The sequence below is a fragment of the Nonomuraea sp. B19D2 genome, assembly GCF_040137845.1.
Classification (GTDB): Bacteria; Actinomycetota; Actinomycetes; order Streptosporangiales; family Streptosporangiaceae; genus Nonomuraea.
Window position 1 is genome coordinate 442,725 of record NZ_JBEFAK010000002.1, and the last position, 25,055, is coordinate 467,779.

23 protein-coding genes are annotated in these 25,055 nt (G+C 70.5%); 11 read left to right on the plus strand and 12 right to left on the minus strand.

Annotated features, from left to right (window positions below; all coding sequences use genetic code 11):
• Positions 1-43: 43 nt before the first annotated feature.
• Both ABN273_RS05725 and ABN273_RS05730 read right to left on the minus strand, forming a co-directional pair.
• On the minus strand, positions 44-1,393 hold the full coding sequence (locus tag ABN273_RS05725; protein ID WP_349447568.1) for a choice-of-anchor Q domain-containing protein: 1,350 nt from the start codon (positions 1,391-1,393) through the stop codon (positions 44-46).
• Between the two features lie 131 nt (positions 1,394-1,524).
• Positions 1,525-1,992, minus strand: a complete 468-nt coding sequence (locus ABN273_RS05730) for an ATP-binding protein (protein WP_349447569.1) — start codon at positions 1,990-1,992, stop codon at positions 1,525-1,527.
• A gap of 194 nt (positions 1,993-2,186) precedes the next feature.
• On the opposite strand from ABN273_RS05730, the gene ABN273_RS05735 reads away from it, so the two are divergent.
• Positions 2,187-2,357, plus strand: coding sequence for a hypothetical protein (locus tag ABN273_RS05735; RefSeq protein WP_349447570.1), 171 nt, complete (start codon positions 2,187-2,189; stop codon positions 2,355-2,357).
• 27 nt (positions 2,358-2,384) lie between these two features.
• On the opposite strand, the gene ABN273_RS05740 is transcribed toward ABN273_RS05735, so the two are convergent.
• Genes ABN273_RS05740 through ABN273_RS05755 form a run of 4 tightly spaced genes read right to left on the minus strand, consistent with a single transcriptional unit; the run spans position 2,385 to position 6,811 of the window.
• Positions 2,385-4,679, minus strand: a complete 2,295-nt coding sequence (locus ABN273_RS05740; RefSeq protein WP_349447571.1) for a xanthine dehydrogenase family protein molybdopterin-binding subunit — start codon at positions 4,677-4,679, stop codon at positions 2,385-2,387.
• 46 nt (positions 4,680-4,725) lie between these two features.
• Complete coding sequence (locus ABN273_RS05745) at positions 4,726-6,186, minus strand: multicopper oxidase family protein (RefSeq protein ID WP_349447572.1); 1,461 nt, start codon at positions 6,184-6,186, stop codon at positions 4,726-4,728.
• Complete coding sequence (locus ABN273_RS05750) at positions 6,183-6,572, minus strand: hypothetical protein (RefSeq protein WP_349447573.1); 390 nt, start codon at positions 6,570-6,572, stop codon at positions 6,183-6,185. Before ABN273_RS05750 ends, ABN273_RS05745 begins: the two co-directional genes overlap by 4 nt.
• On the minus strand, positions 6,569-6,811 hold the full coding sequence (locus ABN273_RS05755; protein ID WP_349447574.1) for a hypothetical protein: 243 nt from the start codon (positions 6,809-6,811) through the stop codon (positions 6,569-6,571). The genes ABN273_RS05750 and ABN273_RS05755 overlap by 4 nt, the downstream gene beginning before the upstream one ends.
• A 195-nt stretch (positions 6,812-7,006) precedes the next feature.
• Here ABN273_RS05755 and ABN273_RS05760 point away from each other — a divergent pair, with 195 nt between their 5' ends.
• The 3 genes from ABN273_RS05760 to ABN273_RS05770 all read left to right on the plus strand — a co-directional run bounded on the left by ABN273_RS05760 (position 7,007) and on the right by ABN273_RS05770 (position 10,396).
• The gene (locus tag ABN273_RS05760) at positions 7,007-8,203 is read left to right on the plus strand and encodes a sensor histidine kinase (RefSeq protein WP_349447575.1); all 1,197 of its coding nucleotides are present in this window, start codon (positions 7,007-7,009) and stop codon (positions 8,201-8,203) included.
• Positions 8,200-8,862 (plus strand): response regulator, encoded by a 663-nt coding sequence (locus ABN273_RS05765; RefSeq protein ID WP_349447576.1) that lies wholly within the window; start codon positions 8,200-8,202, stop codon positions 8,860-8,862. Before ABN273_RS05760 ends, ABN273_RS05765 begins: the two co-directional genes overlap by 4 nt.
• 127 nt (positions 8,863-8,989) lie before the next feature.
• Positions 8,990-10,396 carry an LCP family protein gene (locus ABN273_RS05770; protein ID WP_349447577.1) on the plus strand — a complete coding sequence of 469 codons (1,407 nt, stop codon included), beginning with the start codon at positions 8,990-8,992 and terminating at the stop codon, positions 10,394-10,396.
• Between the two features lie 7 nt (positions 10,397-10,403).
• On the opposite strand, the gene ABN273_RS05775 is transcribed toward ABN273_RS05770, so the two are convergent.
• Together ABN273_RS05775 and ABN273_RS05780 are read right to left on the minus strand one after the other, a co-directional pair.
• Entirely contained in the window at positions 10,404-10,970 is a 567-nt protein-coding gene (locus ABN273_RS05775) for an NADPH-dependent F420 reductase (protein WP_349447578.1), read from the minus strand.
• A 70-nt stretch (positions 10,971-11,040) separates the two neighbouring features.
• A complete protein-coding gene (locus ABN273_RS05780) occupies positions 11,041-11,637 on the minus strand; it encodes a TetR/AcrR family transcriptional regulator (RefSeq protein WP_349447579.1) in 597 nt (198 codons plus the stop codon).
• Between the two features lie 65 nt (positions 11,638-11,702).
• Between ABN273_RS05780 and ABN273_RS05785 the strand changes: the two genes are divergently transcribed.
• Positions 11,703-12,971 (plus strand): cytochrome P450, encoded by a 1,269-nt coding sequence (locus tag ABN273_RS05785; protein ID WP_349447580.1) that lies wholly within the window; start codon positions 11,703-11,705, stop codon positions 12,969-12,971.
• Here the strand turns inward: ABN273_RS05785 and ABN273_RS59405 are convergent.
• On the minus strand, positions 12,934-13,107 hold the full coding sequence (locus ABN273_RS59405) for a DUF3073 domain-containing protein (RefSeq protein WP_502910941.1): 174 nt from the start codon (positions 13,105-13,107) through the stop codon (positions 12,934-12,936). The genes ABN273_RS05785 and ABN273_RS59405 overlap by 38 nt on opposite strands.
• 87 nt (positions 13,108-13,194) lie before the next feature.
• On the opposite strand from ABN273_RS59405, the gene ABN273_RS05795 reads away from it, so the two are divergent.
• The gene (locus ABN273_RS05795; RefSeq protein ID WP_090938046.1) at positions 13,195-13,527 is read left to right on the plus strand and encodes an ArsR/SmtB family transcription factor; all 333 of its coding nucleotides are present in this window, start codon (positions 13,195-13,197) and stop codon (positions 13,525-13,527) included.
• Here the strand turns inward: ABN273_RS05795 and ABN273_RS05800 are convergent.
• A complete protein-coding gene (locus ABN273_RS05800) occupies positions 13,520-13,666 on the minus strand; it encodes a hypothetical protein (RefSeq protein ID WP_349447581.1) in 147 nt (48 codons plus the stop codon). The genes ABN273_RS05795 and ABN273_RS05800 overlap by 8 nt on opposite strands.
• An 86-nt stretch (positions 13,667-13,752) precedes the next feature.
• On the opposite strand from ABN273_RS05800, the gene ABN273_RS05805 reads away from it, so the two are divergent.
• Both ABN273_RS05805 and ABN273_RS05810 read left to right on the plus strand, forming a co-directional pair.
• Positions 13,753-14,631, plus strand: a complete 879-nt coding sequence (locus ABN273_RS05805; RefSeq protein WP_349447582.1) for a 1,4-dihydroxy-2-naphthoyl-CoA synthase — start codon at positions 13,753-13,755, stop codon at positions 14,629-14,631.
• 78 nt (positions 14,632-14,709) lie between these two features.
• On the plus strand, positions 14,710-15,624 hold the full coding sequence (locus ABN273_RS05810; RefSeq protein ID WP_349447583.1) for an aminoglycoside phosphotransferase family protein: 915 nt from the start codon (positions 14,710-14,712) through the stop codon (positions 15,622-15,624).
• Here the strand turns inward: ABN273_RS05810 and ABN273_RS05815 are convergent.
• The gene (locus ABN273_RS05815; protein ID WP_502910942.1) at positions 15,612-16,538 is read right to left on the minus strand and encodes an NADP-dependent oxidoreductase; all 927 of its coding nucleotides are present in this window, start codon (positions 16,536-16,538) and stop codon (positions 15,612-15,614) included. The two genes, ABN273_RS05810 and ABN273_RS05815, sit on opposite strands and share 13 nt — an antisense overlap.
• 142 nt (positions 16,539-16,680) lie before the next feature.
• Here ABN273_RS05815 and ABN273_RS05820 point away from each other — a divergent pair, with 142 nt between their 5' ends.
• The 3 genes from ABN273_RS05820 to ABN273_RS05830 are packed head-to-tail and all read left to right on the plus strand — an operon-like array spanning position 16,681 to position 24,127.
• Positions 16,681-17,235 (plus strand): hypothetical protein, encoded by a 555-nt coding sequence (locus ABN273_RS05820; protein ID WP_349447584.1) that lies wholly within the window; start codon positions 16,681-16,683, stop codon positions 17,233-17,235.
• Entirely contained in the window at positions 17,235-19,331 is a 2,097-nt protein-coding gene (locus ABN273_RS05825; RefSeq protein WP_349447585.1) for a flotillin family protein, read from the plus strand. Before ABN273_RS05820 ends, ABN273_RS05825 begins: the two co-directional genes overlap by 1 nt.
• Entirely contained in the window at positions 19,328-24,127 is a 4,800-nt protein-coding gene (locus tag ABN273_RS05830) for a DNA repair ATPase (protein WP_349447586.1), read from the plus strand. The genes ABN273_RS05825 and ABN273_RS05830 overlap by 4 nt, the downstream gene beginning before the upstream one ends.
• A gap of 4 nt (positions 24,128-24,131) precedes the next feature.
• Here the strand turns inward: ABN273_RS05830 and ABN273_RS05835 are convergent, their stop codons facing one another.
• Positions 24,132-24,995, minus strand: coding sequence for a dihydrodipicolinate synthase family protein (locus ABN273_RS05835; RefSeq protein WP_349447587.1), 864 nt, complete (start codon positions 24,993-24,995; stop codon positions 24,132-24,134).
• Between the last annotated feature and the right edge of the window lie 60 nt (positions 24,996-25,055).

The following is a 25,055-nucleotide window of genomic DNA, read 5'->3' on the forward strand; positions in this document are numbered from 1 at the left end:
CTGGTCGGGAGAGTAGAGGACGGCGGCGACAAATCGCGGGGTCTTACTTGTCGTACTCGTAGGCTCCCGCGTCGACCGCGCCGTCGCTGCCGTCGATCGCCCGCCCGGTCACGTCCTCGTCACTGAACTTCGTGACGCCGAGGTCGATGGCCGGGCTGCCGGCGCTCAGGCTCAGCGGGTGCTCCGTGTTCGTGAGGTCAAACCGCGGGTCGGCCGTGACGTTGTTCGAGCCGCCCATCTGGTGCTGCTGTGCGCCGAAGAACACGTTGTGGTGGCTGTCGGTGACGTCCGGGCCGTACGCGGTCTTCTTCACGACCTGGATGACGTTCTGCGACATCGACAGGTGGGCGTTGGTGCAACCCGCGTCGCAGACGACCCCCTCGGAGTCGGCGTGGGTCAGTCGCACCGAGTTGTTGCGGAAGATCGTGGACAGCACGGGACCGTTCGGGTCGGGCTCGTTGCCGGGCTCCTGCGGGCCGCGGGTCACCAGGCCCGCGCGGGTCTTGGGGCCGGTGATCACGTTGTACTCGAAGACGTTGCCCGAGGTGCCGTCGGGGTCGGCGGGGCTGCCGTCCTCGTTGACTTCCTTGCTGGTCCCCAGCTCGGTGAAGGTGTCGTTGTCCACCGCGATGTTGTGGTGTACGCGGTTGTCGGAGCCGAGGAAGATCTCCACGGCCGCGCCGTCCAATTCGTAGTCATAGCTGAACGCGATCGAGCCGCGGATCTCGTTCCAGCCGATGTCGGAGCTGTCGCCCTGGACGAGGATCGCGAACGCGCCCGAGTCGTCGTTGCCCGGCTCCTCGGTGAGCTTGCTCATGTGGTTGTTGTCCACGAACTCGTTGGCCGTCACCGCGGTGTTCTGCGCCTTGGGCGCGATGTAGACGCCGGCCGCGGCGCCGGTGATGTAGTTGCGCTCGATGACGTTGTCGTTGCCCGTCACCTTGACTCCGGCCCACTCGCAGCGGCCGTTGTCCTGGGGCAGGCCGACCTGCAGGTTGTAGACGTGGATCCGGGAGCCCTCTAGGCTCACGCATGCCTCGGAGTCCCCGGCGACGATCGGTTTGGCGGTGCTCGTGCCGTAGGTGTCGACGACGATCGGGGCGTTGTCGTCGCCCGATTCGGTGATGCTGAGCTGCTGCCCGTTCCATGTGCTGCCGCGCTTCAGCAGCAGTTTGGAGCCGGGGGCCAATTCGGCCGTCGACGCCCTGGTGAGGGTCTTCCACGCGGTTGCCTCAGTGGTGCCCTCGGCGGAGTCGTTGCCGTTGACGGAGTCCACGTAGTAGACGTCGGCGGCCGCCGATGCGGTGCCCGTGGCCACGGTCGTGGCGAGGGTGGTGGCGGCGAGTGCGAGCGCCGCTGCCGTGGCGCCGGTCCGCAGGTTCCAGCCTGACATTCAGCCTCCAGAACTGGCCAGGGCTTCGTCACGCAACGAAGATCATCCCCGGCTTGCGGCTGACACCTTAACCTGATCTAACCGGCCTTGTTATGAAAAGTCCCGATTTTTCCTGACTTAAAGCCCGCCCATTAAGTCCCCGCCCGGAGCGGCACCACGTTCCCCGTCGCCCCGCTCCGCGGCAACGCGAACCAGGTCGCCTTTCCGACCAGGTCAGGATGCGTGACGTAGCGCTGAGGATGGTGGCCGTAGAAGCCGTCGGAGAGCCTGGCGATGATCCGCAGCCCGCGCCCGTGCTCGGCGCCCAGGTCCGGCGGCGACGGCTGCGGCAACAGCGGACTGCTGTCCACGACCACGCACATGATCTCCTTGGCGTCGATGTGCAGGGCCAGTTCGTACGGGCCGTCGCCGTACATGAGGGCGTTGGTGATCAGTTCGCTCGCCATGAGGACGGCGTCGTCAACGAGATCCGAACAAAGGGAGAGTGCCGACAGTTCATCGCGGATGATCGCTCTGGCGTGACGGACCGTCTGGGCGTCGTCGCGCAGCGGCCACACGTACTGCATCCGGCTCCGACGAGCTGACCGCAGCATGGTCATGGCATCTCTTTCCTGTGCTTCCCGCACCGAGGGGCAGCGAATACGCGTTTCGCTCAACAAGAGGACCTGCCTACGGGTTGACGTACACGGCTGTCGAAACGTGTACGCACGAGGAAGGCTTTCGGGTCGAATCTTCGGCGAGAAATCGCAATTCTTTTTATCCGGCGCCCGAAACGACGGGTATGGGCAGTGCCATGAGCAGTGCTGACGAGAACGCACCCAAGAAGGACACCCAGCCGCGCCCCGGCGCCGCCCGCCGGCGGGGCAGGCGTGGGGAGCCGCCCCCGGAGCCCAAGCCCGCCGGGATGAAGGCGCTGGAGCAGGCGCTGTCGAAGGCGGGCAAGGAACTGAAGGACCTCACCTGAGCCCGGCCGCCGCCGTCCCTGAGCCCGTCAGCGGGGCGGTGCGGCTGCGAGCAGGGACCAGAGACGGGACGGGGTCAGGGGGACCTCGGTGATCTGGTCCGCGATCTCCGGGAGGGCGGCGGCCACCGCGTTGGCGATGGCGGCCGGTGGGCCGATCGTGCCTGCCTCCCCGACGCCCTTCATGCCGCCCGGCGTCAGCGGCGAGGGCGTCTCCAGCATCACGACCTCGATGTCCGGCACCTCGCGCGTCGTCGGCAGCAGGTAGTCGGTGATGGGCTGGCCTTCGGGGGTGTAGACGATCTCCTCGGTCAGCGCCATGCCGATGCTCTGTGCGACGCCACCGCGGAGCTGACCCTCCACCACGGCCGGGTTGACCAGCACTCCCGCGTCGTTGACCACCCAGTAGCGCTCGACCTCCACGGCCCCGGTCTCCGGATCCACGGCCACGGCGGCCGCGTGGGCCCCGTAGGCGAACGTGTAGCCGGCCGGGTCGTAGCTGACGCGTTCCTCCAGGCCAGGTGAGACGCCGTCCGGCAGGTCCCAGCCGCGCCACGCCGATGTGGCCAGCTCCCGCAGGGTGACCGACGCGGCGGGGTCGCCCTTCACCCGTACCGAGCCATCGGCGATCTCCAGGTCGTCGGGTGACGCCTCCAGCCGGTGCGCGGCGAGGGCTACGAGCTTGCCGCGCAGCTGGTCGGCGGCCCGGGTGAGCGCACCGCCCCCGACCGCCAGCGAGCGGCTCGCGATCGACCCGATCGACGAGTACGGCGTGGTCGCCGTGTCCCCCAGCACCACCCGGACCCGCTCGATGGGCACCCCCACCCGGTCGGCCGCCAGCTGGGCCAGCGCCGTCTCGATGCCCTGCCCGATAGACACCACGCCGGATGACACGATCACGGACCCGTCCTGCTCCATCCGCAGGACCACCGTCTCGTAGCCGCCCGCCTGGATGGCGGTGGTCTTGAGGTCCATCGAGGGGCCCATGCCGGTGCTCTCCACGTGGCAGGAGTAGCCGATGCCGCGCCTGCGCCCGTCGGGCTTCTCGACGGGCGTGACCAGGTCGCGCAGGGTGCGCAGGGCGAGCGGGTAGTCGCCGGAGTCGTACCGCTGGTAGACGCGCGTCGTGTACGGCAGCTCCGCCGGCTCCAGCATGTTCCGCAGCCGCAGCTCGAGCCGGTCGATCCCCAGCCTGCGTGCCGCCTCGTCGATCAGCCGCTCCCTGGTCAGGCTGCCCTCCGGCTGGCCGAAGCCGCGGTAGGAGCCGGTCGGCGTGGTGTTCGTGACGACGCCGCGCACGCGTACCGCCACCCGGTCGAACCGGTAGGGCCCGGGCAGCAGCGTGGCCGTCACCGCGAAGGTCGACACGCCCACGTTGGAGGGATGTGCGCCCATGTCACCGAGCACGTCGGCGTGCAGCGCCAGGAAGCGCCCGTCGGCGGAGAGCGCCAGCCGCGCCCGGTGCACGGCGGCCCGCGCCGGCAGCGTGGCGAACAGCCGGTCGCCCGGCGACTCCGACCAGCTCACCGGCCGGCCCAGGCGCATCGCGGCCAGGCAGACGAGGGCCTCGTCGGGGTAGACGTGCTCCTTGCCGCCGAAACCGCCGCCCGTGTCGCCGCTGATGACGCGTACCCGGTCGTGGGAGAGCCCCAACGTGTCCGCCAGGTGCTCGCGCACGTGGTGGGGGGCCTGCGAGGAGATGTGCACGGTCAGCTCGTCGTCGGCGTACGACGCCACCACCCCGCGCGGCTCGATCGGGTACGGAGAGACCCGCCCCATCGTGAACGTCATCTCGACGACGTGCGCGGCCTGCTCGATGGCGGCGGCGCAGTCCGCGTCGCCCAGCGTGAAGTCGGTGACCACGTTCGTGCCCCACTCCGGGTACAGCAGCGGCGCCCCGTCCTCCATGGCCCGCTCCGCCCCGACCGCCGCGGGCTGCTCCGCCAGCGAGAGATCGACGAGTTCGGCGGCGTCCCTGGCGGCCTCGGGGGTGCGGGCGACGACGACCGCGAGGGGCTGGCCCGCGTATTTGATGGCGTCGTCCAGCACCGGGTACGACGTCATGCGCTGGCCGGGGGCCAGGCTCACGCAGGGCAGGCTCAGGCCGGCGGCGTCGGCGGGGGTGATGACGTCGAGCACGCCCTCGACCGCCCAGGCCGCCTTGGCGTCGCAGCCGATCAGCCGCCCGTGGGCGATGGGGCTGCGCACCACGTACGCGTGGACCATGCCGGGCAGCCGCACCGCACCGACGTACCTGCCTTTCCCGGTCAACAGCCTGGCGTCTTCCCGTCGCGGCGTCCTGGCGCCGACATAAGGCTCACCCATGGTCCCGATACTGAGCGCACCCCGCCGACCTGTCGAGGACCACCCTTCAAACGACTTCGAAGGCGGCCATCATGGCCATGTCCTCGTGCTCCAGGTTGTGGCAGTGCAGGACGTACCGCCCGCGATAGTCGGTGAAGCGGGTGACGATCTCGACGGTCTGCGCGTCGCGCAGCTCGACGGTGTCCTTCCACTCGGGCGGCCCCTGCGGGCGCTCGCCGTTGACCGTCAGCACCTGGAAGGCGTCGAGGTGCAGGTGAACGGGGTGGGCGACGTCGCTGGTCAGCCGCCAGACCTCGATGTCGCCGAGCTTGGGCCTGGCCTCCATCCGCTTCGGGTCGAACGGCTTGCCGTTGATCAGCCAGCCGGTCCCCCCGTGCATGCTGCCGCTGCTGAGCTCGAAGTCCCGCGTCACGGTCGCCTTCGCCGGATCGAGCGCCTCGACCGTGGACAGCCGCGCGGGCACGGATGATTCGTCGGTCTCGTCCCGGTCCACGGCGAACCGCAGGACCTTGCCCTGTGCCCCTTCCCCCGCCAGGTTCCGCAGCTCGACGTGCTGGCCCAGCTTGTACGCGGAGAAGTCGATCACCACGTCGGCCCGCTCGCCGGGGGCCAGCCGGAGCTGCCGCACCGTTCGCGGCCGAGCCAGCAGCCCGCCGTCACTGCCGATCTGGATCATCGCCCCACCGGTGGACAGCTCGTACGCCCGGGCGTTGGAGGCGTTGCACAGCCGCAGCCGGTACCGGGCCCTGGAGACCCGCAGCTCCGGCCACGGCGCCCCGTTCACCAGGATCACGTCCCCGAGCACACCCCCCATGTACGCCTCCAGCACCCCCGGCCGGCCCGCCAGCCCCGGATACAGCATCGTCCCGTCGGCGGCGAACGACCGGTCGCAGATCAGCAGCGGCAGGTCGCGCTCCCCGGCGGGCAGCGGCAGCGTCTCCTCCTCCGCGTCCCGCACCAGGAACATCCCGGCCAGGCCGCGCCAGACCTGCGGCCCCGTGTAGTCCATGCGATGGTCGTGGTACCAGAGCGTGGCGGCCCGTTGCTCCAGCGGGAACACGTACTCGCGGGACGCCCCCGGCGCCACCAGGTCGGTGGGGAACCCGTCGGACTCCGGCGGGTTGTGCCCGCCGTGCAGGTGCAGGACGGTCGGCTCGCCGAGCTGGTTGACCAGCTTCACGACGGTTCGCCGCCCGCTGCGTGCCTCGATGGTCGGGCCGGGGAACGTGCCCCCGTACCCCCAGACGCCGGTACGCAGGCCGGGCAGCAGCTCCACCTCGGCCGCCCGCTCGGTCAGCTCGTAGAAGTCGGCCCCGCCCACGCTGCGCACGGGCTTGGCCACCTCAGGGACCGGCAGCGGCACCGTGAACGGCTTGGGCAGCGGCGCCTTGCTGGCCAGGAGCTGCGGCTGCGGGGTCCCGGCGAGCAGCGAGCAGCCGGGCGCCCCGGCCACCGCCACCGCGCCCAGTCCCAGCAGCCGCAGCGCATCACGTCGTGTGGGGGTCATGGCCGCGCCATGACCCGGTTGAGCTGCTCGACGCCTCCGTGGAACATCAGCACCCCCAAGGGCACGTGCAGGACCTTCAGCCCGGCGACTCCGAGAATCGCCTGCACCACCGTGGCCACCAGGAGGATCGCTGCCGGAAGGATGAACTTGGCCTGCCCACCGCCGGGCCGGCGGACGAGGATCGCCGCGACGAGATGGACGACCCCTATGACGAGCAGGGCGACGGCCGTGGCCATGTGCAGCGCCCGGCCGCCGGGCGTGGAGAGCAGCAGGCCCGCCGCCACCGCCTGGAACAGCAGCGCGACGACGTGCAGGGGCGCCACGACCTTGAGCACCCACATGGGCCAGGTCACGGGCCGGGCGGCGAGCGTGTGCTGTGCGGTCATGTCCGATCTCCCGAGAACGCTCGTGCTGTGGTGGTGGTGATGAGGGTCTCCGCGCCCAGCAGCGACTCACGCAGCATGGCCCAGGACGCGGCGAGCACCTCCGCGGCAGGCGACAGGGTGCGGAAGACGGGCATGCGCGCCATGCCGAACTCGTCCGCGAGCTGCCCGTAGACCCGGGCGACCCGTCCGGTCGCGGCCTGCGCCTCAACGGGAGTGACATAGCGGACCTGGCCGGCCATTACCGGCCCCTCTTTCGGATCGTCTCCATAGCCGGAAATCGTGGTCTTTTCGCCGCGCTGGGGCGTCGTGCCCGAGGAGACTCCTGCACCTACCGCCCCGGTCGCAGGACCGTGCGAAGTACTTCGCCGGGAGTAGCGCCGAATTACCACCGGCTGCGGAGGACCGTGTCCGGGTGAAGGCTCTAATGTGCAGGAATGACCTCTCTGCGCGGATGGCCGCCGCTCGCCCTTGACGGCATACTCGCCGCCGTCGTGGCCGTCATGCTGTCGGCCACCGTGCTGGTCACCCCGAAGGCGGGCGCCCTCGACCTCGCCGCCGTGCTCGTCGGCTCGCTCGCGCTGGTCGCCTGGCGGCGGGCGCCTCTGGTGTCGCTGCTGGTCAGCACCGCCTGCATGCTCGTCTACTCGGTGCACGCCCAGCCGGGCCCGCCCGCCATGTTCCCCGTTCTGGTGTCGGTCTTCGGGTCGGTACGGGCCGGCCACCTGCTCCTGCCGGCACTGGCGAGCGCGGTGTTCCTGGGCACCGGCCTGGCCGGGAACCTGGCCGCCCCCGACGGGCGCAACCTCCAGGACATCGTCGAGGCGACGACGTTGCTGCTCGGCTGGTTCCTGGCCTCGGGCGTGACGGCGACGGTCGCCCGGCACCGGCAGGCGTACGTGGAGCAGGCCGAGCAGCGGGCCGCCGAGGCCGAGCGCACCCGGGAGGAGGTCGCGCGCCGCCGCGCGGGCGAGGAGCGGCTCAGGATCGCCAGGGAGCTGCACGACTCGCTCACCCACAGCATCTCGATCATCAAGGTGCAGGCAGGGGTGGCCGTCCACCTGGCCCGCAAGCGCGGCGAGGAGGTGCCCGCCGCGCTGCTGGCCATCCAGGAGGCCAGCGGCGACGCCATACGCGAACTGCGCGCCACGCTGGAGGTGCTGCGCGACTCCGACGACGGCGAGCCGCAGGCCAGCGGCCTCGACCGGCTCGACGACCTGGTGGAGCGGGCCCGCTCGACCGGGCTGCCCGCCATGGTGACGATCTCGGGGGCACGCCGGGAGCTGCCGCCCGAGGTGGACCGGGCCGCGTACCGGATCGTGCAGGAGGCGCTCACCAACGTCTCCAGGCACGCGGGCGGGGCGGCGGCGTCGGTGCGTATCGACTACGGCGGCGACGAGCTGGTCGTGCAGGTGGACGACGACGGCCGGGCGAGCAGGGACGCGCCGCCCGTGCCCGGCGTCGGCCTGCTCGGCATGCGCGAGCGCGTCACGGCGCTCGGCGGCCGGTTGCTGGCCGAGCCTCGCCCGGAGGGCGGCTTCACCGTACGCGCGGAGCTCCCGCTCACAGGACCTTTCACCGTACGCGCGGAGCCCCCGCTCGGCGCAGAGCTTCCGCAAGGGGAACTGACGTGATCCGCGTGCTGCTCGTGGACGACCAGGCACTCATCCGCGGCGGCTTCCGCGCGCTGCTGGAGGCCGAGGACGACATCGAGGTCGTCGCCGAGGCCGCGAACGGCGAGCAGGCCGTCGCCCTCGCCCTCGAGCACCTGCCGGACGTGGCGCTCATCGACGTGCAGATGCCGGTGATGGACGGCATCGAGGCGACCAGGCGCATCGCGGCCGATGAGCGGCTGAGCGAGGTCCACGTCGTGATCCTCACCAACTACGGCCTCGACGAGTACGTCTTCAACGCGCTCAGGGCCGGCGCGGGCGGGTTCCTGGTCAAGGACACCGAGCCCGCCGACCTCCTCCAGGGAGTCAGGGTCGCGGCCCGCGGCGACGCGCTGCTCGCGCCCGCCATCACCCGCCGCCTGATCGGCGAGTACGTCTCCCGCCGCCCGTCGCCGGAGCCGGAGGGCCTGGACGTGCTCACCAACCGCGAACGCGAGGTGACCGCCCTGGTCGCCCGCGGCATGTCCAACGACGAGATCGCCGCGCACATGGTGATCAGCCCGACCACGGCGAAGACGCACGTCAGCAGGGCCATGACCAAGTTGGGCGCGCGCGACCGGGCGCAGCTGGTGGTCTTCGCGTACGAGTCGGGTCTGGTCACTCCGCGTCGACCTGCCTGACTGACCGGGTTTCTCCGTACGAGGGTGCCCGACTGAGTACACTCGGGCACGTTCAACCGGCCGAGATCTGTACGGCGAGGCTCTTGGCCATGGGCGGCTGCCCTCGGCCCCGTCCATCTGGAGTCACGTGAGCAGCGGGCTTGTCGACGCGCCGCCTTCCGAGCCGAGCGTGCCATCCCGGCGTCGCCGCCACTGGCTGCGCTGGGTGATCGCGGTCGCCGTGACCGTCGTGCTCCTGATCGCGGGCGTCGCCGTGGGCGTGCTGGCGAAGCTGAACGGCAACGTCAAGCACATCGACGTCACCGATGACGACCTCGGCGCCACCCGCCCGCCCAAGGTCGCGGGCACCGCCATGAACGTCCTGGTGGTCGGCTCCGACCAGCGCGACGGCAAGAACGCCAAGTACGGCCACCACATCGCGGGCGAGCGCACCGACACGATCATGCTGGTCCACGTGTCGTCCAAGCGCGACGGCGCGATGGTCGTCAGCTTCCCGCGCGACTCGCTCGTACAACTGCCCGCCTGCCGCGCCACCGGCACCCTGCCGGGCCAGCGGCCGCACCTCGGCATGATCAACGAGTCGTTCAACTCCGGCGGCATCGCCTGCACCTGGAAGACGATCGAGTCGCTCACCCACATCCGCATCGACCACTTCGTGAAGGTCGACTTCACCGGGTTCAAGAGCATGGTGAACGCCGTCGGCGGCGTCGAGATCTGCCTGCCCGAGCCGGTGAACGACAAGAAGGCCCTGCTGCACCTGTCCGCCGGGCGGCAGACGCTCAACGGCGAGCAGGCGCTCGGCTACGTCCGCGCCCGCTACAGCATGGGCGACGGCTCGGACATCGGGCGCATCCAGCGGCAGCAGATGTTCATCGCGTCGATGGTCAAGAAGGTGATGAGCGGCGAGACGCTCACCGACCCGGCCAAGCTGCTCGGCATTTTGGACGCCGGCACCAAGGCGGTCACCACCGACCGCGGCCTGACCTTCGGCGTCATGAAGGACCTCGCGACCAGCCTCCAGGGCCTGAACGCCGGGCAGATCCGCTTCATCACCACGCCGTGGCACTACTCACTCACCCAGCCAGGGCGGGTGGAGTGGGTGGAGCCGCAGGCCGGGCGGCTGTTCCAGATCGTGGCCAAGGACGAGAGCGTCGAGGGCGTCAAGGGCGGGCAGGCCAAGGTGGGCCGGACCAAGATCCAGATCGAGCTGCGCAACGGCACCTGGCGCAGCGGCCTCGGCACCCAGGTGGCCGCCTTTCTGGAGCAGCGCGGCTACCACATCACCAAGATCGGCGACTCGGCCCGCAAGCCGCAACCCAGGACCACCATCCTGTACGGGCCCAACGGCGAGACCCGCGTGCCCACGCTCACCAACGACCTGCTCTCGGCCGTCACCCGTAATGTCGCCGCGGCGCGTACCAACCGGCTGGTGCTGGTGATCGGCGACGACTGGAAGGGCCTGAAGCCCCTGCGCGCCGACGACACGGAGTCCATCAAGGGCTTCGACGCCACCCACGACACCTGCGCCGCCTGACCTCGGGTCAGCGGGCGTCGGACAGGCCGCCGCCGTCGATGGCGGTGAAGCCGGCGTCCTCGATCAGCGGCAGCACCGCCTTCTTGGCCTCGTCGTCGTCGCCCCAGTAAGGCATGTCGGCACGAGACCCGCCGCGCTGCCCCGCCGTGCCGAGCTCCAGCAGCTCCCGCGGGTACTTCGTGTTGAACGTGCGCACCAGCCGCACATCGGCGCCCAGCACGCGCTGCTGGTACTGCGGGCTCGTCAGCCCGCCGGGGACCGCCACCACGACGGAGAGCCCGTCGCGCTCGGCAATCGGGTTGCTGGGATCGATGACGATCTTGCCGGGGAGCGTGCCCCCGAGCTCCGCGACCACGGCCGGGAACGCCTCCCAGCCCACCGCCATGATCACGACGTCGCCGAACCGCGTGGCCTCGAGGGGCGAGCCGCCCCGGGCCTGGCCGTCCGCCGCCAGGGTGGCCGCCTCCACCCGGGCGGGGTCGGCGTCGCTGAAGAACACGTCGTGTCCGGCCATCGAGAGCAGGCGTCCGAGCGGCACGCCGAGCCTCCCAGCACCCACGATTCCCACACGCATGCCTTGATCACCTCGAAACCGGGAACTGCCCAGAGGGGCTGGTGACATTCCTCCCCTTGTCGGATGCTCGCTACGCGAAAAGCACCGAGAGCGCGGCGAGGGCGTCCACGACCTGGCGGGCGTCCGGCGTGGCGGCGGGGTCGAGCAGCCACTGCAGCAGCAGCCCGTCAGTGATGGCCACCAGCACCGACACGATGACCTCCGGCGCCGTCGGCAGCTCGACGCCCAGTTGTGCGACCGCCCGGCGCACCATGTCGGCCCCCACCTGGCGGCAGCGCGCGTACGAGTCGGCCAGCTTCTCCCGCAGCGCGGCCTCGCGCAGCGCCGCCGGATAGGCCTCGACGAAGACCGTGAGCTGTGGCCGCAGCTCCTCGAACACGTCGACCAGCTCCATCATGGCGCGCTCCAGCATCTCCCTGGGGCTGCGCGCCTCCGTGTCGAACATCGACCGCTCGACCCGGGCGATCCACCGGTCGAAGAACCCGGCGATGGCCTCATGGAGCAGCGCGTCCTTGCTGCCGAAGTGGTAGCCGATGGAGGCCAGGTTGGTGCCCGAGGCGGCGACCAGGTCACGGGCCGTCGTGCGGGCATAGCCCTTCTCCTGCAGGCAGGCCATCGCTCCTGCCAGCAATCTCTCCCGGTATCCACCGGCCTCTGTTCGTGCCACGGGATCCATGCTACAGATATATACAAATGTATATGACGTACGTACATCTACAAGGAGGCACGAAGATGTTCCCTCCCGGGCCAAGGCTTCCGTCGGTGGTGCAGACCGCGTGGTTCATGCGGGACGCGCCCGGCATGCTCGCCCGCTTTCAGCGCAGGTACGGCCCGATCTTCGCGGTGCGCTACACCGGCTTCCCGCCGGAGGTCTACGTGACCACCGCGGAGCTCGCCGAGCAGGTCTACCGGACCGACCAGGGCGGCGGGCGCGCGGGCGAGGCGCGGCGCGACTTCCTGGAGCACATCGTGGGCTCGCACTCCGTGCTCACGCTGGACGGCGACCCGTGGTGGCGGCACCGCAAGCTGCTCAACCCGCCGCTCCGCGCCAAGCAGGTCGCCGGCTACCACGACGACATCGCGGCCATCGCCGCCGAGAAGATCGCGACGTGGCCGCTGGGCAGGCCGTTCGCGCTGCGCGATCGCATGCAGGACATCACGCTGGAGATCATCATCCGGCTGATCTTCGGCATTCGGGACGCCGGGCGCGTCGACCGGCTACGCGCGCTGCTTCCCGAGCTGATCGAGACCGGTGGCTCCATGCTGGCCACCATGCTTCCGGAGAAGCTCCGCAGGGTGCCGTACGGGCCCTACGCCCGGTTCGTACGGCTGCGCGCCCAGGTGGACGCGATCCTGTTCGACGAGATCCGCCGTCGCCGGGCCGCGCCGGGCGGGACCGACGTGCTCGGCCGCCTGCTGGACACCGAGCTGGCCGACCAGGAGATCCGCGACGAGCTGATCACCATGCTCATCGCCGGGCACGAAACCACCGCCACCGGCCTGGCCTGGGCATTCGAGCGCATCTTGCGCATGCCCGAGATCCTCGAACGGCTGCCCGACGACGAGGCCTACCTCGACGCGGTGGTCAAGGAGGTGCTGCGGGTCCGGCCCGTCGTCTATGAGGCGCCGAGGCTGCTCGACGCCCCGCTCGAACTGGGTGGGTACGAGATCCCGGCCGGATGGTACGCCGGACCGTACATCCCGCTCGTGCACCGCGACCCCGCCGCCTTCCCCGAGCCGGAGGAGTTTCGCCCGGAGCGCTTTCTTGACGGGCCCCAGAACCGGGCCTGGATGCCGTTCGGCGGCGGCCGGCGCTTCTGCGTCGGCGCGCAACTGGCCCTGCTGGAGATGCGCGTCATCATCCGCGAGGTACTGCACCGCCTGGAGCTCGCGGCGCCCGATCAGGCGCCGGAGGCCAGGCGGCTGAAGAACGTCACCCTCGCACCCGCGAACCTGACCCGCGTCATTGCGCGCGCTCGGACTCCTGCTCGGACGCGGTAGGCGGGTAGATCTCCTCCGCCCCCCGCGTGTCCGCGCCCAGCTCCTCGCGAAGCCGGTCGTAGTCGATGTTGTGGTTGGTGTACTTCAGCTGGCGAGCGACCTTCGTCTGCTTCGCCTTGGCTCTTCCTCGGCCCATGGCTACTCCCTAGTCCCCGCTGTAATGCTATCCAACAACGTTACGACTTGAAGAATTATGCAACTCCGCTGGACTAGTCTGGGCTATATGCACGTGGAGGTCCACCAGGCCAAGGCCGACTTCTTCCGAACGCTCGGCCACCCCGCTCGCATCCGGGTGTTGGAGCTACTCCAGGAAGGGCCGCTCCCCGTCAGGGATCTGCTGGCCCAGATCGACATCGAGGCCTCGAGCCTCTCCCAGCAGCTCGCCGTCCTGCGCAGGGCCGGGATCGTGAGCGCGATTCGCGAGGGCAGCACCGTCGTCTACACGCTGGCCACCCCCGAGCTGGCCGATCTACTCGGGGCTGCCCGCCGGATTCTCACCGACATGCTCGCCGACCAGGGGGAGCTGCTCGCGGAGCTGCGAGCCGAGGTCACCTAGCGAGCGCCCGCCGCACACGCCTGGGGTACCAGGCGGTGAAGACGGCGGGCAGCACGAACGTGAGCACCTTGATGGCGATGACCAGCGTCGTCGCCCGGGGCGACGTCGTTCGGTGACGGGGGTCGGTGTACGGGCGCATGAGCCTCGAATACGGCCTTCGCCTGGGCAAAGCGCAAGCGGAGTGGGCCGAATGGGCCGAAGGTCAGATCCGTTAGGCTCTGGCCCATGGTCTCCGAGCTGTTCGATCCCAAGGCGTGGCAGGCGGTCGAGGGATTCGACTTCACCGACATCACCTACCACCGGGCGGTCGACCAGGGCACGGTGCGGATCGCGTTCAACCGTCCCGAGGTGCGCAACGCGTTCCGCCCGCAGACCGTCGACGAGCTCTACCGCGCGCTCGACCACGCCCGGCAGAGCACCGACGTCGGGTGCGTGCTGCTCACCGGCAACGGCCCCTCGCCCAAGGACGGCGGCTGGGCCTTCTGCTCGGGCGGCGACCAGCGCATCAGGGGCAAGGACGGCTACCAGTACGCCGACGGCACGCCCTCGACGGGCCGCCTGCACATCCTGGAGGTGCAGCGGCTCATCCGGTTCATGCCCAAGATCGTGATCTGCGTGGTGCCCGGCTGGGCCGCGGGCGGCGGCCACAGCCTGCACGTCGTGGCGGATCTCACACTGGCCAGCGCCGAGCACGCCCGCTTCAAGCAGACCGACGCCGACGTGGCCAGCTTCGACGGCGGCTTCGGCTCGGCCTACCTCGCGCGGCAGGTCGGGCAGAAGTTCGCCCGCGAGATCTTCTTCCTCGGCGAGACCTACACGGCGGCCGACGCCCACCGCATGGGCATGGTCAACGCCGTGATCCCGCACGAGGAGCTGGAGCGGACCGCCCTGGAGTGGGCGCGCAAGGTCAACGGCAAGTCGCCGACGGCGCAGCGGATGCTCAAGTTCGCCTTCAACGCGATCGACGACGGGCTGGTCGGGCAGCAGGTGTTCGCGGGAGAGGCGACGCGGCTGGCATACATGACGGAGGAGGCGGCCGAGGGGCGCGACTCGTTCCTGGAGAAGCGCGAGCCCGACTGGTCGCCGTTCCCCTGGCACTACTGACTTCCCCGGCCGTGCGGTGGCCGGGGCGGGGCGAATAAGGAGGCGCCGCGGGCCGGCACCCGCGGGCAGACTGGGGCCATGAGGATCCAGGTGCCGACGGCGTTGACCGAGTCGCATGTGAAGTACGACGGGGAGGCCGGCCGCGCGTGGTCGGCCGGGCTGCCCGCGCTGGGCGAGCGTTACCTGGAGGAGTGGGGGCTGCGGCTCGACGGGGAGCCCAGGCACGGGGTGGTGTCCCTGGTGCTGCCCGTCGTACGCGAGGACGGGACGAAAGCCGCGCTCAAGCTCCAGCCCGTCACCGACGAGAACGCCACCGAGGCCCACGGACTGCGCGCCTGGGCGGGCGACGGCTCCGTGCTCCTGCTCGACTCGGACCCCGGCACCGGCACCCTGCTGCTCGAGCGGCTGGAGGCGGACCGGTCGCTGTCGAGCCTGCCGGACGACATGGAGGCGCTGGGCATCCTCGCCGAGCTGCTGGCCCGCCTGGTGTCCCATCCGGCGCCGGAGGGGCTGCGCCGGTTGGGCGACATCGCACAGGCCATGCTGGACGACGTGGACCAGGCGGTGAAGAGCCTGCCGCGGGAGCGGGACCGCCACTGGATGCAGTGGTGCGCGTCGGCCGTCGCCGAGCTCGTCTCCGAGCCCGGCGACCGGCTGCTGCACTGGGACCTGCACTACGACAACGTGCTGGCCGCCGACCGGGAGCCGTGGCTCAGCATCGACCCCAAGCCGCTGGCCGGCGACCCGTGCTTCGACCTCTTGCCCGCCCTGCACAACCGGTGGGACGACGTGCTCGCGACCGGCGACGTGACGCGTGCGGTGCTGCGCCGCTTCGACTTCATGGTGGACCGGCTCGGCCTCGACCCGCAGCGGGCGGCCGGGTGGACGCTCGGCCGGGTGCTGCAGAACGCCCTGTGGGACGTCGAGGACGGTGAGAGCGAGCTCAACGAGATCGGCCTCGCCGTCGCCGAGGCCATACGTCAGCGGACCTGAAGGACGACCTTGCCCTGGCCGTGTCCGGCCTCGATCTCCCGGTGCGCCTCCGCGGCGTCCTCCAGCCGGTACGTCCTGCGTACCGCGAACTTGAAGGCCCCCTCGGCGATCAGGGCGGCGTAGCGCCCGAGGCGCTCGGCGGTGCGGGTCCCCTGGACGACCCGGACGCCCAGCTCGGCCGCCTTCCCGTGCTCGACCAGGGTGACGATCCGCCCGGGGTCCTTGACCAGCTCGAGCGAGACCTCCAGCGCGTGCCCCCCGGCGCCGTCCAGCGCCGCGTCCACGCCGCCCGGGGCGAGCGCGCGCACCCGGTCAGCGAGCCCTTCGCCGTAGGCCACCGGTACGGCGCCGAGGTCGCGCAGGTAGTCGTGGTTGGCCTCGCGGGCGGTGCCGATCACGGTGGCCCCGCGCCGCCGGGCGATCTGCACCGCCGCGGTGCCCACGGACCCGGCCGCGCCGTGCACGAGCAGCGTCTCGCCCTCGGCCAGGCCGAACCTGTCGATCGCCAGCTCGGCGGTCTGCACGCCAGAGGTCAGCCCGCCCGCCACCTCCCACGGCACCTCCGGGGGCTTGGGCGCCACGTCTGTCCCCGGCACCACGATGTACTCGGCGTACGCGTGCAGCAGCGAGAACCCGAGCACCTCGTCGCCCACCGACACCCCGGTGACTCCGTCGCCCACCTGGTCCACCACGCCCGCGAACTCGTTGCCGGGAATGCGCGGGAAGGGGGCCGCGGACATGTACGCCGGCAGCCATCCCTGCCGTACGGCCGTGTCGAAGGGCTGCACGCCGGCCGCCCGCACCCGCACCCGTACTTCTCCCGGACCCGCCTGGGGCGCGGGCAGCTCCATCACCTTCAGCACCTCGGGACCGCCCGGCTCGGCGAAGGCGGCCGCTCTCATCACTTCAGTCATGGGCACAAGCCTGCAACCTCAAGCGAGGTTGAGGTCAAGCCGGGAAAAATCGCCAGACTCGGTGGGAACTTTCCGCTTTACCCGTGCTTTATCTGTATATAGTCCGTCAGGACGTCAACGGGGGATCGCAAACCGAGGCGGGATGACCGAGTTCTTAGACACCGTACTGAGCTTTCCGACCATCATTTTTACTTTCCTTCTCGTCGTGGTCGTCGGTTATTGGCTGACCGTGATCATTGGGCTGTTCGAGCTGGAAGATGACGCCGTCTGGCTGGGCCTCGGGGGAGTCCCCGCCGGAGTCGCGCTCTCGCTGTTGATCGCGCTGGCCTGGCTGCTCTGCCTCATCGGCAGTGTGGTGGCGGCGAGTGGCGGCCTGCTGTTCGCCGTCCCTTTCGCCGCCCTGGGCGGGGCCTGGCTCGCCACCCGTGGCCTGCTGGTTCCGCTGCGCCGGCTGTTCCCCGAAGGGGATCGCCACTCGCGTGGCGACTTCGTCGGCCAGATGTGCGTGATCCGCACCGGCGCGGCCACCCCCGACTTCGGCCAGGCCGAGGTCACCGCCGCCGACGGCTCGTCCGCGGTCGTGCAGGTACGTACGACCGGCCAGGACCGGCTGGCCCGCGGCGACAACGCCCTCATCTTCGAATACGACAAAGACGGCGAATTCTTCTGGGTCATGCCCTACGAAAGTGAGCACTGATGGACATCGTCTCCACCGGCTTCGGCATATTTCTCGCCGTCATCCTGGTCATCGTGATTGGCTTGCTCGCCGTCATCGGCCGCCTTTTCCGCAAGGTGGAGCAAGGCAAGGCGCTGATCGTCTCCAAAGTCAACAAGGTGGACGTGACGTTCACCGGCGCCGTGGTCCTGCCCGTCATCCACAAGTCCGAGATCATGGACATCTCGGTCAAGACCATCGAGATCGAGCGGACCGGCCGCGAGGGCCTGATCTGCCGGGACAACATCAGGGCCGACATCAAGATCACGTTCTTCGTCCGCGTGAACAAGACCGCCGAGGACGTCATCAAGGTCGCCCAGGCCATCGGCACCGCCAGAGCCAGCGACGAGACGACGCTGCAGGCGCTGTTCAACGCGAAGTTCTCCGAGGCGCTCAAGACCGCCGGCAAGCAGCTCGACTTCGTGGACCTCTACACCAAGCGCGACGAGTTCAGGGACGAGATCGTCCGGCTCATCGGCACCGACCTGAACGGCTACAGCCTCGAGGACGCCGCCATCGACTACCTCGAGCAGACCTCGCTGATGCAGCTCGACAAGAGCAACATCCTCGACGCGCAGGGCATCCGCAAGATCACCGAACTGACGGCGATCGAGCACGTGCGCACGAACGAGTTCCAGCGCAACGAGGAGAAGGAGATCACCCGCCAGAACGTCGACGCCCGCGAGGCCATCCTTGAGCTGCAGCGCCGCCAGGCCGACGCCGAGCTGAAGCAGAAGCGCGAGATCGAGACCGTCAAGGCCCGCGAGGAGGCGGAGATCGCCCGCGTGCAGGCCGAGGAGCGGCTGCGCGCCCAGGCCGCGCACATCAAGACCGACGAGCAGCTCGGCGTCCAGAACGAGAACCGGGCCCGCGAGATCGCCGTCGCCGAGAAGAACCGCGAGCGCGTGATCGCCATCGAGTCCGAGCGGATCGAGAAGGACCGCGTGCTGGAAGTCATCGCCCGCGAGCGGGAGACCGAGCTGTCGCGCATCGCCAAGGACAAAGAGGTCGAGACCGAGAAGCGGGCCATCGCCGAGGTCATCCGCGAGCGCATCGCGGTCGACAAGACCGTGGCCGAGCAGGAGGAGAGCATCAAGCGGCTGCGCGTGGTCGAGGAGGCCGAGCGCACCCGCCAGACCGTGATCATCGCCGCCGAGGCCGAGGCCCAGGAGAACCTGGTCAAGGACATCAAGGCGGCCGAGGCCGCGGAGGCCGCGTCCAAGTTCAAGGCGCGTGAGGAACTGGTGCTCGCCGAGGCCAGGCAGCAGGCCGCCGAGCTGGAGGCGCGGGCCAAGATCCGGCTGGCCGAGGGCGTCCAGGCGGAGTCGGCCGCGGCAGGTCTGGCGCAGGTGCAGGTCAAGGAGCGCGACGCCGAGGCCATCGAGAAGGTCGGCCGCGCGGAGGCCCTGGTGCTGAAGGAGAGGCTGGCCGCCGAGGCCGAGGGCGCCAAGGCCATGGCCCTGGTCGAGGGCGACCGGATCAAGGCGCAGGCTGAGGGCGAGCAGGCGATGGCGCTGGCCGGCGCGGCGGCGGTGGGCGAGAAGCTGAAGGCCGAGGCCGAGGGTCTCACGGCGAAGGCGGCCGCGATGGCGGCGCTCGACGAGGCCAGCAGGGAGCACGAGGAGTACCGCCTGCGCCTGGAGGCCGACAAGGAGATCAGGCTCAAGCACATCGACGTGTCGCGGCAGGTGGCGGAGTCGCAGGCGAGCGTGCTTGCCGCCGGGCTGGCCAAGGCCAACATCGACATCGTCGGCGGCGACACGATGTTCTTCGACAAGGTGGTCGGCTCCATCACCGCCGGGAAGGTGGTCGACGGCTTCGTGGACCACTCCGAGGTGGCCGGGGCGCTGGTCTCGCCGTACGTCAACGGGACGGCGAGCCTGGCGGCCGACCTGGCGAGCTTGGTCAGCGGCGTACGCACCGAGGACATCAAGAACCTGACCGTCTCCGCCCTGCTCATGCGGCTCATCCAGGACGGCGGCCCGCAGGCGACGGCGCTCGGTGAGCTGCTGGAGACCGCCCGCCGGCTGGGCGTGGCCGACTCCCCTGTGGCGGCCCTGGCCGGAGCTGATCGGTGACCGATCTGGAAGCGGGGACGTACGAGGTCCTCAGGAACCGCCTCCAGTCCCAGGCCAAGGCGCTGACGGCGGCGGCCGAGCGGCTCAACGGCGAGCGGCTGAAGGTCTTCGGCGGCGCGGAGCTGCGCCTGCTGGGCACCGAGCGGATCCGTACCGAGAACAACTGCGTCCCCAGGGACATCGTCTCCCTGGGCGACGTGATGCTCTTCGGCTACAACGTCTTCATCGGGCTCAAGCCGGAGACGGCGGTGGCGGACGTGTTCGCGGTGCACCGGTTCTCCAGGGACGGCGACGCGTTCAGGTTCGACGCCGACAAGCTGGAGACGCTGGACGATCCGGCGTTCAAGAAGGACTTCGCCGAGCTGTACCGGTACTACAAGGAGACCAGGCTGCAGCAGCTCCGGCGGGTCGAGGGCAAGCTGCTGGCGGTGTTCCAGACGGGTCCGGCGGACCTGCGGGTGCTGCGGTGGGCGGTCAACAACGGCGGGGTCCCGAAATATCTGGACAACAGGGGGGAGCGGGACCACGTCTTCCCCCCGTCCCACGACTTCGAGTGGACGCCGACCACACGCGACGACCACGTCCTCGGCCGGCACCCGCACATCTCGATCGAGGACGAGGTGTTCGTCGAGACCGTCGGCGGCGACCTCACCATCAAGATCGAGAACAACACGGAGACCGGCGCCGGCATCTACGCCGAGCCGGTCGCCGAGCCGCTGCAGAGCCTGGCGGACGCCGACGTCGAGTACGCCAGAGTGGGGCCGCTGATCCTCATGCGGATCAGGCCGTACAAGGAGAGCGACTCGCGCCACCTGGTCTTCAACATCCGCACCAAGGCCGTCATCAGGCTCGACGGCATCGGCCAGGCGTGCCAGCGCCTGCCGGAGGACCAGGGGCTGATCTTCCCCGGCGGCTACTACCTGGCGACCGGCGTCAGCAAGACGTTCGACACGGACGTGACGGACCTGGAGTTCGAGCGGGTGGTCCGCTCGCCCAACGGCGAGGACGTCCTGTACGTCTTCCACGCCAGGGGCGACGGGCGCTCGCTGCTGCTGCCGTACAACGTGATCAGGAAGGAGGTCGCCAACCCCATCGTCTGCCACGGCTACTCGCTGTTCGACGACGGCACGATGGTGGTCTTCCGCGCGACCTCCGACGAGCCGACCCGGGTCCACCCGATGCAGGTCTGGCAGACACCGTACGTCTCCGACACGTACGCCGCCGCCCAGCCCGCCGGGACGGGGCCGCTTGAGCGCATCGGCAACGCGGAGCTGGTCCGCGGCATCTCCGACTGCCTGTCCGTGTCCCGGATGATCGAGGAGATGGCGCCCTCGACGGGGACGTTCGAGGGGCTGATCGCCGCCTGCACGCGGGCGTTCGACTCCTACCACTGGCTCGGGGAGCAGGGCCTGCGCGAGCCGCTCGCCGACGTTCGGGCCACGGCCGAGCAGGTGCTGGACGAGTACGAGAACGTCGAGCAGCTCACCCGCCAGGCCGCCGAGGCGCTCGCCGGCGCCGCCGAGGAGACCACCCAGCTGGTACGGCAGGCGCGGGCCGACAATCCGGTCACCGCGGACGCCTGGGTCAGGATGCTGGCCACGCTGCGGCGGGCCCAGGGCCGCCTGGTGACGTTGCGCGAGACCCGCTACATCGATCTGGCCGCCCTGGACGCGCTGTCCTCTTCCGTGACGGAGGAGCTCGCGTCGGTCGGAACGCGGGCGGTCGCGTTCCTGCAGGGCGCGGAGGCGTTCACCGCCTATCACGCGGCCGTCGAGGAGCTCGCCGCCTCCGCCGCCGCGATCGCGACGGTCGCGGCGGCCGCCCCCGTGTCGGACCGGCTGGCCGAGCAGGCGGAGGGGCTGGAGGTGGTGACGGAGGTCGTCGGCTCGCTGGACATCGCCGACGCCACCGTACGCACGTCCATCCTGGGCCGGATCGCCGAGGTGCTCGGCGGGGTCAACCGGGCGCGCGCCATCCTGGACGGGCGGCGGCGTGAGCTGCTCGGGGCGGAGGGGCGGGCCGCGTTCGCCGCCGAGTTCGCGCTGCTCGGCCAGGCCATCACGGGTGCGCTGGCCATGGCGGGCACCCCCGCCGAATGCGATGAGCAGCTCGGGCGGCTGATGCTGCAGCTGGAGACCCTGGAGTCGCGCTTCGGCGAGTTCGACGACTTCGCGGCGCAGCTGTCGGCCAAGCGGGACGACGTCTACGAGGCGTTCTCGGCCCGCAAGCAGTCCCAGCTCGACGCCCTGGCCCGGCGCGCCGACCGCGTCTTCACCTCGGCCGAGCGCATCCTGGGCGGCATCACGCGCCGCCTCGGCTCCCTCGGCTCCATGGACGAGGTCAACACGTACTTCGCGACGGACCCGATGGTGGCCAAGGTCCGCTCGGCCGCCGCGGAGCTGCGTTCGCTCGGGGACGCCGTACGGGCCGAGGAGCTGGACGGGCGCATCAAGTCCACCCAGCAGGAGGCTTCGCGGGCCCTCCGCGACCGGCTCGACCTCTTCTCGGACGGCGGCGAGACGCTGCGGCTCGGCCACCACCGCTTCGCCGTCAACACCCAGCCCATCGACCTGACGCTGGTGCCGCACGACAGTTCCATGCACTTCGCGATCACGGGCACCGACTACCGGTCGCCGGTGCCCGCCTCCTTCGCCGACACCCGGCCCTTCTGGGACCAGCTGCTGGTGTCGGAGACGCCCGAGGTCTACCGGGCCGAGCACCTGGCGGCCTCGCTCCTCGACTCCCTGGCTCCCGGGGCCTCTCTCGAGGACGTGGTCAGGCAGGCGGCGGAGTCGCGCTATGACGAGGGGTACGAGCGCGGGGTCCACGACCATGACGCCGTGGCCATCCTGGACGTGCTGGTGCGGCTGCGGTCGGGGGCGGGGCTGCTGCGGTATCCGGCCGACGTGCGGGCGGCGGCTCAGCTGTTCTGGGCCTTCGGCGTGGACGACGTTTCACGTAAAACATTCACCACGCGGGCCGTGTCGCTGCTCCGTGTCCGCGCCGTCTTCGGCGCCACTCCGGCCGTGGACTCGCTGGCCGCCGAGCTGGGGACGCTGATCGCGGGCTTCTTGGACGGGCTCCGGCCGGGCGCGCCGGTGGCGGCGGGGCTCGCGGGCGAGTACCTCGTCGAGGAGCTGGGCAGCAGCCCGTTCGGGTTCGTGACGAGCAAAGCGGCCCGCGACGTCCTCGACGGGTTCAGAAAGACCCTGGGGCCGGCCAAGGTGCGGGAGTTCGAGGAGGAGCTCAGGAGCGTGCCGCTCGCCGAGCGGCTGCAGCTGGCCCACGCCTGGATGGCCGCCTACCACCAGGGCCCCGAGGTGGCGGAGGCCATCGCCGTACAGCTGTGCGACGTCCCCCGGCACGACTCCAGCGCCGCCACTCAGGAGACCGTGGGCGACCTCCTGGGCAGCCACCCCCGCGTCAAAGACCGCAAGCTCGACATCAGGCTGGACGAGATCCTCCCCAGGGCGCGCCAGTTCAGGCAGGAGCGGGTCCCCGCATACCGGGCCTACCAGCGGCGCAGGGGCGAGCTGGTCGAGGCGGAGCGGCGCCGCCTGCGCCTGGACGAGTACAAGCCCAAGGTCATGAGCGCCTTCGTCCGCAACCGCCTCCTCGACGAGGTGTACCTGCCGCTGATCGGCGACAACCTGGCCAAGCAGCTCGGCGCGGCGGGCGCGGGCAAGCGTACCGACCAGATGGGCCTGCTCCTGCTCATCTCACCGCCCGGCTACGGCAAGACGACCCTCATGGAGTACGTCGCCAGCCGCCTCGGCCTGATGTTCGTCAAGGTGAACGGCCCGGCACTGGGCCACGGGGTGACCTCGCTGGACCCGGCGGACGCGCCCGACGCGACGGCCAGGCAGGAGGTGGAGAAGATCTCGTTCGCGCTGGAGACGGGCAACAACACGCTGCTCTACCTCGACGACATCCAGCACACCTCGCCGGAGCTGCTGCAGAAGTTCATCTCCCTCTGCGACGCCCAGCGCCGCATCGAAGGTGTCTGGAACGGCCGCACCCGCACCTACGACCTGCGCGGGAAGCGGTTCGCGGTGTGCATGGCGGGCAACCCGTACACCGAGTCCGGCCGGCGCTTCCGCATCCCCGACATGCTGGCCAACCGCGCCGACGTGTGGAACCTGGGCGACGTGCTGTCGGGCAAGGACGACCTGTTCGCGCTGAGCTACATCGGCAACGCCCTCACCTCGAACCCCGTGCTCGCGCCGCTCTCCGGCCGCGACCGCGCGGACGTCGAGCTCCTCGTACGGCTCGCCAAGGGCGACACCACCGTCAGGCCGGACCAGCTCGCGCACCCGTACAGCAAGCCGGAGCTGGACCAGATCCTCAGCGTGCTGGCCAAGCTGGTGCGCGTCCAGGAGGTCGTGCTGGCCAACAACCAGGCCTACATCGCCTCCGCCGCCCAGTCCGACGCCGCCCGCACGGAGCCCCCGTACCGGCTGCAGGGGTCGTACCGGAACATGAACAAGCTGGCGGAGCGCATCGTCCCCGCCATGAACGACGCCGAGCTGGAGGCGGTGATCGACGACCACTACCTGGGTGAGGCCCAGACCCTGGCCACGGACGCCGAGGCCAACCTGCTCAAGCTGGCCGAGCTCCGCGGCCGCCTCACCCCGGCCCAGGCCGGACGGTGGGCGGAGATCAAGGCCGCGTACCTCAGGGCCAAGGCGCTGGGTGGCGCGGACGACGACCCGATGGCCAGGGCCGTGGGCGCGCTCGGCCTGCTGGCCGACCGCGTGAGCGAGGTGGGCACCGCCATCCGGGAGTCCGACCGCTGATACGTCAATCGCCCAGGAGAGCGTGTGACACGGCCGCCTCACTGGCGGGCAGCAGCGGCAACCGCACGTCCGGGGTCGGGATCAGGCCCCGGGCGTGCAGCACTCCCTTGATCACGGTGGGGTTGGGCTCGGCGAAGAGCGCGGCCGAGAGCCGGGCCAGCCGGTGCCCGAGCGTCCTCGCCCTGGTCACGTCGCCCGCGTGCCAGGCGTCTACCAGCTCGACGTAGCTCCCCGTCTCCAGGTGCGCGGAGGCGAGGATCCCGCCGGCGGCCCCCAGCGCGAGCAGCGGCGAGACGAACGCGTCGTCACCGCCCACCACCTCGAACCCCTCGGGCAGGTCGCCCAGCAGGTCCACCGCGTCCTGGTCGATCCCGCCCGCCGCGTACTTCATGCCCGCGATCATCGGGTGGGCGCCGAGGCGCCGGAATGCCGCGGCCCCGACCGCCTGCCCCGTCCGGTACGGGATGTGGTAGATCGCCAGCGGCACCGGCGTCTCCTCCGCCAGTGCCTCGAAGTGCGCGATCACGCCGCGCTCCCCGGGCCGCAGGAAGTACGGCACCGTCACCAGCGCGGCACCGACCCCCTCGGGCAGGTCGCGCAGGGCCCGGGCCGTCGAACGCGTGTCGTTGCCCGTCACCCCAACCGTGAGCAGCGCCTGCCGCTCCGCGCAGACCCGCGCGCACGTCTCGATCACTTGCGCCCGCTCGTCGGGGTCGAGCGCGGCCACCTCGCCCGTCGTGCCCAGCGCGACCAGCCCGGCGGCGCCCTGGTCCAGCATGTGGAAGGCGAGCTTCTCGATCGTGTCCACGGCCACCTCTCCGGACGAGGTGAACGGGGTGACCAGCGGTATGTGGATTCCTCTCAGCATGCTTCGAGCGTGCCCTGCCCCGATACGTTAGGTCCAGCGCGGATTTCTTCGCTTGAGCTT